The sequence below is a fragment of the Paenibacillus sp. J22FR5 genome, assembly GCF_059691975.1.
Window position 1 is genome coordinate 157,799 of record NZ_JCAUAN010000004.1, and the last position, 14,281, is coordinate 172,079.

Genomic DNA, 14,281 nt, shown 5'->3' on the forward strand with positions numbered 1-14,281 from the left:
GAGTTCAACATGAAGAATGAAACAACTGAGAATAAATCAGCTGAACCGTTAAAGGTTCGCGTGATAGATGATTTCTGGTCTCCGTATATTCAACTTGTGAAAAACGTGGTGATCCCGTACCAATGGCATGCGTTGAATGATCTTATTGATGATGCCGAGCCTAGTTATGCCATGCGTAATTTCCGAATTGCTGCTGGAGAGGAGCAAGGTTCATTCGGAGGTATGGTGTTTCAGGACAGTGATGTCTACAAATGGCTGGAAGCCGTAGGCTATATGTTGGAGGCACAGCCGGATACGGAATTAGAGAAAATAGCCGATGGGGTGATCGAGCTTCTAGTAAAAGCACAGCAGCCCGATGGGTATTTAAATACCTATTTTACATTGAAAGAACCCGATAATCGTTGGACGAACTTAGCAGAATGCCATGAGTTGTATTGTGCAGGGCATTTAATTGAAGCGGGGGTAGCTTATTACCAAAGTACGGGGAAGCGCAAACTGCTAGAAGTATGCTGCAGGTATGCAGATTATGTGGATACGGTATTTGGTAAAGAGCAAGATAAGTTGCAAGGATATGACGGTCATCAAGAAATAGAACTTGCGCTTATGAAGTTATTTGAAGTCACGAAAGAAGAAAGGTACTTAAGGCTGAGTCAGTTTTTTCTAAATGAGAGAGGGAGTAAGCCGAACTTTTATATGCGCGAACAAGAGAAGAGGGAAATTAAAGTTCATTTCCCAGAGCTCGATATCGCCCATGATTTGAAGTATAGTCAAGCGCATTTACCTGTTCGTGATCAGGATACAGCTGTAGGGCACGCTGTTCGATTGGTTTATATGTGTACAGGTATGGCACATATTGCGGCTGTAACGAAGGATGTGGAACTGCTGGATGCTTGTCGAAAATTATGGTCAAATATTGTTCGCAAACAGATGTATGTAACGGGTGCCATAGGTTCGATGGCTTACGGGGAGGCATTTACAACAGACTACGATTTACCTAACGATACGGTCTATGGAGAAACATGCGCATCAATCGGCCTCATTTTTTTCGCGCATCGGATGTTAGCGATAGATTCTAAAAGTGAATACGCTGATGTGCTGGAAAGGGCACTTTACAATACAGTCATCAGTGGGATGGCCAAGGATGGCAAACATTTCTTCTATGTCAATCCCCTTGAGGTATACCCCAAAGCCAATCTCACCAACAAAATATATGAGCATGTGAAATTGGAACGACAGCAATGGTTCGGGTGTTCTTGTTGTCCTCCCAACATTGCTCGGTTAATTGCTTCACTTAATCAGTACGTATATTCCTTTAGGGATACAACCTTATATACCCATTTGTATATTGGTGGAGAAGCAGATATCTTTGTACAAGATCAGCATGTACAAATCGTGCAAAGTTCTAGCTACACGATGAATGGGAATGTGAGCTTTAAAGTGAGCATGAAAGAAGATTATGTTTCGTTCACACTTGCACTTCGTATCCCAGAATGGTGTGAGCATGTAAAGTGCTCAGTGAATGGAAATGAGATCATGTTCGAAGAAGTTGTTGATGGATATGGGAAAATAACGCGTTCTTGGACATCTGGAGACCAAATGGAAGTTTGGTTTGATATGCCTGTAACGACTGTCAAAGGGCATCCACTGATTAGACAAACTGCAGGAAAAATTGCACTTCAGCGTGGTCCTTTCTTATATTGTATCGAAGAAGTGGATAACGGCGATCAATTACACCTACTCATGATCAATAGTAAGGAAGAATTCAAAGTGGAATATGACCCAGATCTAGTAGGCGGATTGCATAAAATTACGGCATCAGCTGTAAAAGCTAAAGTATCGTTAGATGAGGATACGTTATACTATTGGAAGAAACAGTGGGAGCAAAGCTCAGCTCATCCAACCTTTATTCCGTATTATGCGTGGGGTAATCGCGGTGTAGGAGAAATGATGGTTTGGGTAAAAGAAAGGTGAAAAATAGCCAGCAACCTAGGAACGTCTAGGTTGCTGGCTATTTTTATTTAATGACCTGTGTAGTTTTTGCGGAAATTTAAGGGAGAGATGCCTTCCTTGGTAGAAAAGCAATGCGAGAAGTAGGAGGCATGCTGAAATCCAATTTCCTCCGCAACTCTTGTCATCGTCCAATTTGTTTGTATTAACAATTTCTTAGACTGCTCGATACGATATTGGAGTAAATAGTCATTTGGCGTCATTCCGAATACTTTCAACATACATTTGGCAATGTAATTGGGATGATAATTAAGATGCTCCTGTAACATCGCATTTGAGATCTTACTGGTGTAATTTTGACGAATAAATAACTCGACTTTCTCTGCTAAATGAAAGGCAGTTACATCGGTTGTTGATATTAACTCGCGGTTAATATGCTGCATAAACAATTGAAAGGTGTTCTGTTTTCTCCAATTGCGTTGTGAGCGGGATTCTTGTTCTAACTCAAAGAAATATTCTAAGATTTCTAAAGCTTTGTTATTGAGTTTCATATATTTAGGAATGAATATCGAATTAACCTCGGCATGATTGAGGAAAGCCTTTTGTTTATGATCTTCAATTAAAGCGACCTGATTCTCCAAGCAAGTATTCATGTCCAGATATTCTTCCCATGCACCGTATGTATGAAAATGGATCCAGAGAATTTCCGATTCCATTTCGCAAGGGGCTGCTCCGAAGTGATGGAGGTCTGGTCTAAGAATTACGGCATCATTTTGCGCGAGTATCCATTCATTTGTACCTTCTCCAATAAAAATAGTCCCTTTTTTAACTACAATGAGATCGAATGCACCAATGTTATTCCTGCTTATATGTCTTTCCCCAATATCATAGTAAGCGTTTCCGCAATCAAGGAAATAAGGGATAGGAGGAGCAATAAAATGAAGAACTTGTGGTTTCATTCGGGGACCTCGTAGGTTCATATTTTTAAAAAGGTGTGATAAGCATGCTTATACATATTTTACTTGATATTCAACTGGAAATAAAGTCATTTGCCCTTAATTCATCTCTCTAAACCGTTCCGGTGTAAACCCGATTTGCTTGCGAAAGCTGGCAATAAAGTGGCTCGTGTCACGAAATCCTACGCGAGCAGCAATATCTTTAATCGGTTGATGTCTGCTACTTAGCAACATCTCTTTGGACTTTCGAAGGCGCATCATAATGAGGTAAGCATAAGGTGAAAGGCCAAAGGCATGTTGAAATAGCGTGTTCAAATGTCTTGGTGTGACTCCAAGGACTGCAGCCATCTGTTCAATCCCGGTATCTGGATTCGGATAGTGTTCTTCTAGCCATTCCGTTATGGGTTGTAAATGAAGCATTTGATTACGAATTGAAGTGCGGTTGTTGATTTGCGCGTGCTTTTTAATTTGGATTAAGAAATGATACAAATCAGCGGAAGCATCGTAGCCAGAATAGTCTGTTTTGGTTTCCAAGTTACGCAAGATATGAGAGAGAGCTAGATGTAAGGGACCTTCTTCATCCCACCGGAAAACAGCGGAATCCAACATGTCTAATGTGCTTAAGATGGTGTGCACACAGTTGCCCCCGAACGTGACATACTGTGTGCACCAGGTATCGGTAACGGCGTAATAAGAATGGGGAACACTAGGTAGCAATAACACTCCTGATCCTTTCGTTAAACGAACTTTTCTGTTTCCCATTTCAAACTCCCCTTCGCCATCATAGGTTTGCAGCCAATGATAGTAAGGGAATCCTTCATTCCTTATGAGTTTCTCCTGATCTTCATGATGACCAATGCTATCAATAAATAAGGGGTAAGGCTGGGCTGTTGTTGGTGTTAATACAAATCTGGTATGCATGAGGAATCATCCTGTTCCATTTTCTTATATAGTCGTGTAAATATATTATATTTTAACATAATTGTGAATCCAATATAATGTATTTATTCTTATATAAAATTAATCGAAGAGGTGTACATTGTGATTAATACGAAGCTGCCCAAGATTTGGTACGGTGGAGATTATAACCCAGAGCAATGGGATAAAGAGGTCATGGATGAGGATTTACGTATGTTTAATCTTGCCGGTATTGATGTGGCGACAATCAATGTATTCTCGTGGGCGCTTTCACAACCGAATGAAGATACTTACGATTTTACTTGGCTGGATGAGACCATCGAACGTCTCTGGGCCAATGGTACCTATGTTTGTCTAGCTACGAGTACGGGGGCACATCCTGCTTGGATGGCACGTAAATATCCAGATGTTTTGCGTGTGGATTTTGAAGGACGTAAACGTAAATTTGGAGGTAGACATAATTCTTGTCCCAATAGTCCAACGTTTCGTACCTATTCGGAGCGAATGGCACACAAATTAGCGGAGCGCTATAAAGATCATGAAGCTATCCTGATTTGGCACGTTTCCAATGAATACGGTGGGTATTGTTACTGTGATAACTGCGCGGGCGCATTTCGCACATGGCTGCAAGAGCGATATACAACATTAGATCAGTTAAACAAGGCTTGGTATTCAGGTTTCTGGGGTCATACATTCTATGATTGGGAAGAAATCGTGCCCCCTAATGCGCTTTCTGAGGAAGGGCCTGGCGATCGTTCATGCTTCCAAGCTATTTCATTAGACTATCGCAGATTTATGTCTGATAGTTTACTTGAGTGCTATAAGTTGGAGTATAACGCGATCAGACTTCATTCCCCCCAAGTGCCAATAACCACGAATTTAATGGGACTTTACAAAGAACTAGACTATTTTAAATGGGCTCCGTATTTGGATGTGATCTCATGGGATAATTATCCTTCCCTGGATACTCCAGTTAGTCTCACGTCGATGACGCATGATCTCATGCGCGGGTTAAAGGACGGAGAGCCATTCATGCTGATGGAGCAAACACCAAGTCAGCAGAACTGGCAGAAGTATAACTCGTTGAAGCGTCCAGGTGTCATGAGGCTGTGGAGCTATCAGGCGGTGGCTCATGGCGCTGATACTATCCTGTTTTTCCAACTTCGCCGTTCGGCAGGAGCATGTGAGAAGTTTCATGGGGCTGTCATTGAGCATGTGGGACATGAGCATACGCGGGTATTCCGCGAGTGTGCAGAGTTAGGTCATGAGCTTCAACTAATATCGGGAAAAGTACTGGATGCGCGAGTAAAGGCACGTGTCGGTATTGTTTTCGATTGGGAAAACCGCTGGGCGGTTGAACTCTCGAGCGGCCCGACAATCGCCCTTAATTATGTAAATGAAGTTCATAAATATTACGACGCTTTATTTCAGCAAAATATTCAAGCTGATCTCATTGGCACGGATGCTGATCTCTCCGGCTATGATATCGTCATTGCGCCAGTTCTTTATATGGTGAAAACGGGATATGCCAAACGGGTAGAAGACTTCGTTCATGCTGGAGGCACCTTTCTTACCACCTTCTTCAGTGGCATCGTCAATGAGCATGATCGCGTAACCCTTGGCGGTTATCCAGGCGAATTGCGCAATGTTCTGGGTATTTGGGCAGAAGAAATTGATGCGCTCTTTCCTGATCAGAGCAATCAAATTCAGCTAAATGAGCAATGGGGAGGGCTTGATGGCAACTACCAGTGCGGCATCTTGTGCGATTTAATCCACGCAGAAGGAGCAGAAGTGAAAGCTGTTTATGGCAAAGAGTTCTATCAAGGGATGCCTGCGCTCACCGTAAATAAATACGGAGCGGGTCAAGCTTGGTATGTCGCGACTAGTCCAGAGCCAGCTTTTTTACAAGGCTTGCTTGATAATTTGTGCAAGGATAGAGGGATTACAGCTGCGATTCCACATGTGCCTGGGGTTGAGGTTTCTACAAGGACTTCAGTTGATAACGAATCATTCCTATTTATTTTAAATCATAATGATCAAGCTACTTCTATTGCGTTAGGTGACGTGAAAGGGACGGATTTACTTTCAGGGGAATTTATTGAACAGGAAGTTGAACTTCCACCTAAAGCAGTCCTTATTATTGAAAAGCAAATGTAAACACGGTAGCAAAAGCGTACGAACAGTTTCGTTGACACTAGCCTAAGCGGTGAAAAAGTATGGGTAACACATAGTTTTTCTAATAAATTAGGGTGGCATTTTCTTCCTGTTGTACCGTATCAAGCAGCTGTTGTCAGTATTAGCAAACTTAGAAAGGCATTGAGGAGGCTATATGCAACGGCTCAGCGGGCTCTATTGGACCCTATGAGCATAAAAAGTTCGCCATGCATGTAAGTGTATTTGTGTCTAGATAAAAAAGCAGTCAATTCCACATGGGATTGACTGCTTTTCTTCGAAATATTAATTGTCTTTCATAATATGGAAGTTCGGTTTCACTTTCGTGAAATTAGGATTCTCTCCGCTGACCATGAGACCCATGCCCCAATTAAAGTGATCCTGGTTGGTTGGGAAATCACTTGCCTCTCGATATTGAAACAACACATTTCTTCTCGTTCTTGTGCTTTTATTAGATGAGGACCCATGGATAGTTAAATAGTTAAAGAACAAGACATCGCCTGCTTCCGCTTCACAAGGTGTTCCCATCTGAATCGGATATTCTTTATGATTTAGATAATGTGTACCGATATGCGGTAAGCTTCCCGCGAGATGTGAGCCCGGGATGACGCGCAGACAACCATTCTCTTCATCAGCACGATCCAAGTGAACGCTTGCGGCTAGCATGGTATGTTTCTCATGCGGGAAATAGGGATAATCTTGATGCATAGGGAAGGCTGCGCCATTCTCAGGCGGCTTTACCAGCATCTTCGTGTGATGCAGCTGAACGTTAGGTCCGATGATTTGTCTTAACACATCGACCATATGTGGGTGAATGACGGCTCTCATGAAGGCGGAATCGTGATAGTGCACATCATGAAAGCCCTTGAGAACAAGCTTCTTAAGCTCCTCAGCTGGCAGATAATCCCCTTGCCAAGAATCATTTCTATCTACTTTCGCGTGCGCTGCGCGAACAATAATCTTCTCAACAGCTTCTCTCATCTCAGCTACTTCCGCTTCATTGAAGACTCCTTTAACAAGTAGATACCCATTCTCTTTGTAAAAATCAACATCTTTGGATTGAATCATTGTCTATTCCTCCATTTTGTGGTTGCTCAATAAGCTTCTTTCTATCTATAATTATAGGAGATTCAGCCATCGTGATCTTTTTCATCAGAGGACAATGTTTTGCACAATAAGGCCATATTTTTCTGAAAAGGTGAAGAACATGTATCTGTACAAGGAAACGTACGCGATGCTAAATGAAGCTGTCAGTGTGATTCAGGGACCCGGAGCTTGCTTTAAAGTTCATTATTGGGGTATTGAGCCGTGCATGTTTGAGAATCAGCCACATAAGCATTCCTTTTTCGAAATCTGTTACATTCTAGATGGAGAAGGGGAATATTCGGAGGAAGCTGGGGTCTATGCACTCCGTGCAGGTACTCTTTTTTGCTCAAAACCTGGCATTACACACCAAATCCGTACCGAAAAAGGTTTAAACATTGTATATATCGCCTTCGAACTGGATGAAACCTTAAGTGAGGATTCAATGCGAGACACTTACAATGTGCTTGCTCTCCATGGTGATGTCATCATCTACGAGTCTGAGGATCAGCCAACTGTCCAATTATGGCGATCACTTCTGATCCGCGATGGGCATGGGAGTCTACCCTATGAGGCTGTTCATTCCGTGGCCTACGCCTTACTTGTCACCTTTCCAGCTGTATTCGGAACGCTAAGCAAGTCACCAGTCATTCGTCAGAAGAGTACCCACGTCTTGATGCGACGCGCCAAGCTCTATATTCGCGATAATCTCTCTCAATCGCTTCAATTGAAAGACGTTGCCAATTATTTGAGTGTATCGGAGCGTCATCTCTCTCGCTTATTTTCAGAAGGAATCCATGAGAGTTTCTCCAATTTCATTCGAAGTGAACGTATTCGGCAAGCGGCCCACCTCTTGCTCAGCAGCGATTTACCCATTAAAGAAATTGCGGAAATGACTGGATTTTCTTCCGTACATTATTTCTCGCGTACATTTCTTATGGAGAAGAAAGTCCCCCCAGGACAATTCCGCCAAAAAGAGAAGCGTTATAAGGGATAACCGCCACTAACTTCCCAAAACAAATTACTTATGTAAATTCTACCCATAAAGTATAATAGGGGTTAATCTACGTACGGAGAGGATGATTCCATTGTTCAAAAAGTTTGCGGCAGATGCATTAGGTTTAAGCGATATTGGTAAAGTTATTAGTCCGGTTGATTTCGACAAGGTCGATTCAGATGACTATGTCATGCATGAGGATGGCGAGAAAATTTTCTTCATCATTAAGTCCAAGAAGGACGAATATTGCTTCACTAATCTTGCCCTCATCCATCTTGATGGTGATAGTGCGATTAGCAGCAAACGTGTGCTGAAGCGTTACAGCTATCACACACATGCGATTTCCGAGGTGTATATGGAAACGGCAGGAACGATCGATCTTGACGTTGAGATCAAGTTCGTTATCGGTCACGCTAACTTCTCGATTGATGTGGACAAGAAGCAAATTGAGCAGATCAAAGACTTGTATAAAGCCTTAATTAAAATATCCGAGACGGTAGCACATAACGAGGACTTGTTTGATTACGCTAAGCAAAGCGTAGTTATTGCTAAGGAAGCGACAGGTCGTATCACAACACAGACGACTTCGCCTGTAACCCAATTCGATGCGATCAACGAATCAGCCTACAATTGGTTGAAGGGGAAGCACGCTGAGTTAAAGGTCAAGGATTTCGGCTACATCTTCGAACGGTATATCAACAACTAACAATCTGCTGGATTCAATTATAAAAAATAGTGGAGTAACAAAACGTTCGGTGCCTACTCGCATCGGACGTTTTTTTTGTTTTTGATTCTGCCTTTTTTCATATTCAGATCTATAGTTGAATAGATATGTGTAAGTGATGTGCATGTCCAACCAAGACATATAGGAGCGAAGGGGTTGCGTAGTTGAAATGAAACAAGAAGATGAGATCGTTGCGATTCTTGGAATAGGCACAGCCGTGCCGGAATTCCGTCTAGATCAAGCGGATACTTCACAGCGATTAACGCAAGCACTTAGTGATACGCCTAATTCTGCGCGATGGGCTAAGAAAATATTTAAGCAATGCGGCGTAGAAACCAGGTACACGTGTGAACCGAACCTGCTGGAATCGGCGGAGCATTGCCGTTATTTTTCACAAACCAATCTCCATGCCCCTTCGACGTCCGATCGAATGGCTACTTATAAGAGAGAGTCTGTGCCACTATCTTTGCAAGCTGCCCAGAATGCCCTGCTCGATGCCAGGGTGGATGTGAGGGACATTACCCATTTGATTACGGTTAGTTGCACAGGACAATTCCTTCCAGGACTCGACGCGGCATTGACCCAGCAGTTAGGACTTGCAGCCAATGTCAATCGGATTCCTTTTAATTTTCTGGGATGTGCTGCTGGCTTGAAAGCGGTATGTTTGTCCCGACAAATTGTTTCCAGCGATCCGAAGGCTACCGTGTTAATTGTATGTGTGGAATTATGTACCCTTCACATTCAGCCCTCTAGTGATCGTGAGGCCTTATTTGGCGCATCCTTTTTCGGAGATGGTGCTTCAGCATGCCTAGTCGGTGTTGCCAGTGATCAACTTCAACGCGTTTTCCAATTAGGGAACGATCATTCCATTCTGTTACAAGATTGTGCAGATGAAATGAAGTGGGATGTTGGGAATTACGGCTTTGATCTGTATCTATCTCCGAATATTCCTAAACTGATTGGCACATGGATTCCAGAGCAAATAGAGCATCTGCTAGCTGGCGGACCAAAGCCTGAGCTTTGGGCGATTCATCCTGGGGGTAAGGGGATTATCGATACGTTAGAGGAAGTTTACGATTTAACTCCCGAGGATACGCGTCCGAGCCGTACGGTATTGCGAAATTATGGCAATATGTCCTCAGCGACGATCCTTTTTGTATTAGATGAAATGAGGAAGGAACTGGCGAATCGTGGAGCAGGACCCACAAGTGGGATATCTCTTGCATTTGGTCCAGGGCTTACCTGCGAGATGATTCAAATCACCTATCTTGGGTTGGCAGCTATACCTGAAAAGAAGATAGATGAAACCTATGTTTAAGGGGCTCAAACAACGGGCAGTGCAGCATGAGTTGATGGATGACTTCTCGTCAGGAGGCCCCGAGCTTCGGCAGGCGTTGCAGCATTTGAGATGGCTTAATCGTATCTTTGGCGCTGCAGGGCCCACTTTATTTGGTTTTAAGCGCTTATGGTTACAAGCAGGTAAACCGAAGTCATTGACGATTCTGGATGTGGGATCCGGTTCTGGCGATGTTAATCGGCATCTCTTACGATGGGCCGATGAGCATGGGGTTGAGCTTACGATCACGCTCGTTGATATTACCGAAGAAGCTTGTGAAGAGGCACGTGAGCTATTTCGTGCTGAACCACGTGTACGTGTGATGAGGAGCAGTTTATTTCAGCTTCCAGAAAATAGCGTGGATATCACGACTGGCACACAATTTGTGCACCATTTTACAAACACAGAGCTTCCCCAAGTTGTGGGCTGCATGATGAAGGCATCACGCTTAGGTGTCGTTATCAATGATATCCATCGGAACTGGTTGGCTTGGATTGCTGTGTGGGTAACGGCCCGGATCATCTCCAAGAACCGCTATATTTTGAATGACGGACCTCTATCTGTAGCCAAAGGATTTCGTGCGGGGGATTGGAACTACCTCCGTCAAACATTGGGAATCTCCGATATGTTCGTTTCTTGGAGACCTTTGTTTCGATATGCTGTTGTTATTATGAAAAGGGAGCAGGTATGATGACTCATAGCTACGATGCAGCCGTTATCGGTGCAGGGATCGCGGGGAGTGTCATGGCCAAGTCCTTAGCCGATCAAGGATGGAAGACGGTATTGTTCGATCGCAAAGCTTTCCCAAGGCATAAGGTATGCGGGGAGTTTCTGTCCCCAGAATCCCTTACGATGCTTAAGAAGCTTGGGTTGCATGAAGCGGTGGCATCCTTGCAGCCAAGTGCTATCCAACGGACAAACTTGATTCTTAGCCGTGGCAAATCGTTAGAAATTGCGCTTCCTGGAACAGCTTGGGGAGTAAGCCGATACCATCTTGATTCCACGCTTCATCATGCGGCATTACGTTCAGGCGTGCAGGTGCAAACAGAAACAACAGTGACTTCGGTGAATCCCAATGAGCAGGGATATAGCATTGAAGCCAAACAACATGGGGACTGTCACGTCTACCAAGTACGGGCTGTTATTGCTGCTTGTGGCGCTACTGGCTTTCCTGGACTTCAAAGTGAGCGACATCGTGAAGCTATTCCGATCAAGCGGACGCATATCGGTGTGAAATCCCATTATACGGGGATTGAAATGGATAGCGTTGTTGAGCTCTATTTTTTCAAAGGAGGCTATTTAGGAATATCCCCTATTGAAGATGGACGTGTAAATATTGCTGCATTGCTGGAACGAGAGGCTTTTCAGCATACGAATAAGTCAATTCTCGGATTCATTGAAATGGCTTGCCGCAGGCATGGTAAGTTAGCCGAGAAGTTGGCATCTGGCGCACCCGTTATTGGCACGCAAGCAGCCGTTGCTCCCGTAAATTTAACCCGTAAACCTCTTGCATGGGACAAGATTCCACGCTTAGGAGACGCCGCAATGATGTTACCGCCACTCTGCGGAGACGGGATGTCGACGGCACTGCGTTCGGCGGGGATATGCGCGCCCCTAGCATCCCGTTATCTAAAGGGAGAGATTCATCTATCTCAATGGGAGAAGGATTATACGGAGGCGATTGACCGGGAATTCAGGGGACCATTGAAGTGGGGGCATTGGTTGCAAGGCATGTTGGCGGTGCCGTTTCTGCCAACTATGATGCTGGCTGCAGCAAAGTTCACACCAGGCTTAGCGGATAGATTTGTTCAAGCGACTAGGTTAAAAGAAACCAAGTTCTAAGCCCTTCATTTTTCATAAAGGATGTATAAAGGAGAAGGTCATGACCTTGCATAAACTTGCCATGATATCCCTACGGTATCCCAAAACCATCCTCTTCATCTGGGTCATGTTCTTTCTCTATTTTGGATTCTACGCACCAAAGCTGCCAAACGTTTTGAAGGATCATGGTTTGATTTCGAATGGGGAGTTTGCCAAGGTCGAATCTATGCTAGCCTCTCATTTTCATATACCTGAGAACCCAGTCATCCTTGTATTTGAGAAAAAAGCGAACCTGGATTCCAAAGCGTTTCAAGGATTCATACAGCAAGATCTGTTATCTTTGCGCGGCATGAAAGGACTGAGTGAAGTTGTATCTCCACTTGAAAGAGAAGGGATGCTGCAAGGCGATTTCGCTTATGCGCTGCTTGGATTTCAACAAAGTCCCCACGAAATGAATCCCGTCTTACATGAGCTTCAAACGCGTCTTCCGAAGCATAGAGAGATGTCGGTGAAACTAACAGGGAAGTCTGTTGTGCAAGAAGATGTGAATCGAGCGAGCCAGCAAGATTTGAGAAAAGCGGAAAGCCTAGGCCTTCCAGCGGCTTTCTTGATACTTTGGCTGGCTTTTGGCGGGATGACCTCTGCGCTGATTCCGATCATCGTTGGTGTTATCGGCGTTACAGGTACCATGGGGATGATGGTTTGGGTAGGAACACGAATCGATTTGTCTAACTTCGTATTGAACGTTATTCCTATGGTTGGTTTGGCCCTCAGTATCGATTTTGCTTTGATGATGGTCAGCCGTTTTCGAGAGGAAATTCAAGTGGTCCCAACCGGACAAGCCTTGCTAATAACGATGAGAACAGCTGGTAGAGCGGTCTTATTCTCAGCGCTAAGTGTTTTCTTAGGCCTTATGGGCATATTGTTCATCCCACTTCCTATATTTTCGACCATTGCTTTAGGTGCTATGACCGTTTTATCCGTCTCGGTTTTGCTCTCTTTAACGTTGGTGCCAGCGCTTTTAACTTTGTGGTGGCCTGCCATTCGGGCTGAACGGAGACCGCTATTTACCAATAGTAAAAGTAATGTCTGGCTCGCCATGGCTCGCTTCGTGATGAGAAGACCCTTCCAAATGAGCCTAATAGCGGCCTGTATTCTCATTTGTTGTTTCTGGCCGCTAACGAAGATGAAATTAGCCATTCCAGATGCAACATCCTTACCTGAGGGTTATGATTCTCGCGCTGCTTTCGAGACATATCAATCCCATTTCGGTTCTCGAACACGTTCAGATATTTATCTCATTGCGCAAGGGAAGAACACGCAATTGACTAAAAACGATTGGAAGAACGCGGCAACGCTTCTTGATAAATTGGAGAAGGATCCGCTAGTTGAAGGGGTTGATTCTGTTTTTTTGAGATTGCCAATGACTGGCGAACAATTCTATGCTATGTCTCAAAATCCAACTGCAAAAGGGAAATACGAGCGAATTTTTCAAGCTTTTGTTCATGAAAATGAGATGCTCGTTCAAGTTCGATTAAAGGGTGAACCCTCATCGACTCAAGTGATGGATTGGCTCAGGCTCTGGGAACAAGAGGGGGCTACTGGAGCGCTTCCTTTCCTTCTGGGGGGTGAAGCGAAGTATCAGCAGGAGATTTTTGATGACATTTTTACAAATTTAAAATATACACTCCTATTTATCCTCGTTTCTAATTATGTGGTCTTATTCATCGCTTTCCGTTCAATTCTCATTCCTATAAAAACAATTCTCATGAACCTATTAAGTTTAGGTGCTTCCTTCGGGATCCTGGCTTGGCTGTTTGAGGAGGGGCATTTGGGCTTGGAACCGAGCCGGATCGCGATTATGATTCCCGTGTTTATCTTTGGCTTGGCTTTTGGGATCTCCATGGATTACGGGGTTTTCCTAGTGTCTCGCATCTACGAGGAGTATCAACGGACACAGGATAATCATCGCTCTGTGCTTGTAGGCCTGGCTTCGATTAGTAAGGTTATAAACTCGGCTGCAGCTATTATGATTGCGGTCACATTGCCCTTTGCATTCGCAGATGTTGTTGGTGTGAAACAACTAGGGATTGGGATAGCAGCTGCGATATTTATCGACGCCACGGTAATCAGGTTGGTTCTTGTACCAGCTTTAATGGTCATACTCGGGAAATGGAATTGGTGGGGACCACGGACACGTAGAACACGTATCTAACTAATTTGGTCATTTCCTAGAAAGAGAGGCTGCTCGTAAGTAGATGAATCTACTTGTGGGTAGCCTCTTCGACATAAAAAGTGAGTAGCTGTGCATAATAAGTCTGAAATAT

At 44.0% G+C, this 14,281-nt stretch carries 11 protein-coding genes; 8 read left to right on the plus strand and 3 right to left on the minus strand.

Going from position 1 to position 14,281, the window contains the following annotated elements; genetic code table 11:
- Nucleotides 1–9: 9 nt before the first annotated feature.
- Nucleotides 10–1,971 (plus strand): glycoside hydrolase family 127 protein, encoded by a 1,962-nt coding sequence (locus tag AC58P7_RS08655; RefSeq protein WP_497341790.1) that lies wholly within the window; start codon nt 10–12, stop codon nt 1,969–1,971.
- A gap of 47 nt (nt 1,972–2,018) precedes the next feature.
- Here AC58P7_RS08655 and AC58P7_RS08660 read toward each other — a convergent pair whose 3' ends face one another.
- Both AC58P7_RS08660 and AC58P7_RS08665 read right to left on the minus strand, forming a co-directional pair.
- On the minus strand, nt 2,019–2,906 hold the full coding sequence (locus AC58P7_RS08660) for a helix-turn-helix transcriptional regulator (RefSeq protein WP_497341792.1): 888 nt from the start codon (nt 2,904–2,906) through the stop codon (nt 2,019–2,021).
- A 96-nt stretch (nt 2,907–3,002) separates the two neighbouring features.
- Nucleotides 3,003–3,824, minus strand: coding sequence for a helix-turn-helix domain-containing protein (locus AC58P7_RS08665; RefSeq protein WP_497341794.1), 822 nt, complete (start codon nt 3,822–3,824; stop codon nt 3,003–3,005).
- A 120-nt stretch (nt 3,825–3,944) separates the two neighbouring features.
- Here AC58P7_RS08665 and AC58P7_RS08670 point away from each other — a divergent pair, with 120 nt between their 5' ends.
- A complete protein-coding gene (locus AC58P7_RS08670) occupies nt 3,945–5,978 on the plus strand; it encodes a beta-galactosidase (protein WP_497341796.1) in 2,034 nt (677 codons plus the stop codon).
- Nucleotides 5,979–6,278: 300 nt separating this feature from the next.
- Here AC58P7_RS08670 and AC58P7_RS08675 read toward each other — a convergent pair whose 3' ends face one another.
- Entirely contained in the window at nt 6,279–7,061 is a 783-nt protein-coding gene (locus AC58P7_RS08675; RefSeq protein ID WP_497341798.1) for a phytanoyl-CoA dioxygenase family protein, read from the minus strand.
- 139 nt (nt 7,062–7,200) lie between these two features.
- On the opposite strand from AC58P7_RS08675, the gene AC58P7_RS08680 reads away from it, so the two are divergent.
- From AC58P7_RS08680 to AC58P7_RS08705, 6 genes are all read left to right on the plus strand, one after another.
- Nucleotides 7,201–8,073, plus strand: a complete 873-nt coding sequence (locus tag AC58P7_RS08680) for a helix-turn-helix domain-containing protein (protein WP_497341800.1) — start codon at nt 7,201–7,203, stop codon at nt 8,071–8,073.
- A gap of 91 nt (nt 8,074–8,164) precedes the next feature.
- Nucleotides 8,165–8,779, plus strand: coding sequence for a PH domain-containing protein (locus tag AC58P7_RS08685; RefSeq protein WP_497341802.1), 615 nt, complete (start codon nt 8,165–8,167; stop codon nt 8,777–8,779).
- Between the two features lie 187 nt (nt 8,780–8,966).
- Nucleotides 8,967–10,115: a type III polyketide synthase gene (locus AC58P7_RS08690; RefSeq protein WP_497341804.1), complete on the plus strand. Its 1,149-nt coding sequence runs from the start codon at nt 8,967–8,969 to the stop codon at nt 10,113–10,115.
- A complete protein-coding gene (locus tag AC58P7_RS08695; RefSeq protein WP_497342055.1) occupies nt 10,108–10,824 on the plus strand; it encodes a methyltransferase domain-containing protein in 717 nt (238 codons plus the stop codon). The genes AC58P7_RS08690 and AC58P7_RS08695 overlap by 8 nt, the downstream gene beginning before the upstream one ends.
- Complete coding sequence (locus tag AC58P7_RS08700; protein WP_497341806.1) at nt 10,824–11,975, plus strand: NAD(P)/FAD-dependent oxidoreductase; 1,152 nt, start codon at nt 10,824–10,826, stop codon at nt 11,973–11,975. Before AC58P7_RS08695 ends, AC58P7_RS08700 begins: the two co-directional genes overlap by 1 nt.
- Before the next feature lie 40 nt (nt 11,976–12,015).
- Nucleotides 12,016–14,169, plus strand: coding sequence for an MMPL family transporter (locus AC58P7_RS08705; RefSeq protein WP_497341808.1), 2,154 nt, complete (start codon nt 12,016–12,018; stop codon nt 14,167–14,169).
- Nucleotides 14,170–14,281: the final 112 nt, after the last annotated feature.

Coding starts and splice junctions, on each gene's coding strand:
- AC58P7_RS08655 (WP_497341790.1), top strand. CDS start 10: ATGAAGAATGAAACAACTGAGAATAAATCAGCTGAACCGTTAAAGGTT.
- AC58P7_RS08660 (WP_497341792.1), bottom strand. CDS start 2,906: ATGAAACCACAAGTTCTTCATTTTATTGCTCCTCCTATCCCTTATTTC.
- AC58P7_RS08665 (WP_497341794.1), bottom strand. CDS start 3,824: ATGCATACCAGATTTGTATTAACACCAACAACAGCCCAGCCTTACCCC.
- AC58P7_RS08675 (WP_497341798.1), bottom strand. CDS start 7,061: ATGATTCAATCCAAAGATGTTGATTTTTACAAAGAGAATGGGTATCTA.
- AC58P7_RS08680 (WP_497341800.1), top strand. CDS start 7,201: ATGTATCTGTACAAGGAAACGTACGCGATGCTAAATGAAGCTGTCAGT.
- AC58P7_RS08690 (WP_497341804.1), top strand. CDS start 8,967: ATGAAACAAGAAGATGAGATCGTTGCGATTCTTGGAATAGGCACAGCC.
- AC58P7_RS08695 (WP_497342055.1), top strand. CDS start 10,108: ATGTTTAAGGGGCTCAAACAACGGGCAGTGCAGCATGAGTTGATGGAT.
- AC58P7_RS08700 (WP_497341806.1), top strand. CDS start 10,824: ATGACTCATAGCTACGATGCAGCCGTTATCGGTGCAGGGATCGCGGGG.
- AC58P7_RS08705 (WP_497341808.1), top strand. CDS start 12,016: ATGACCTTGCATAAACTTGCCATGATATCCCTACGGTATCCCAAAACC.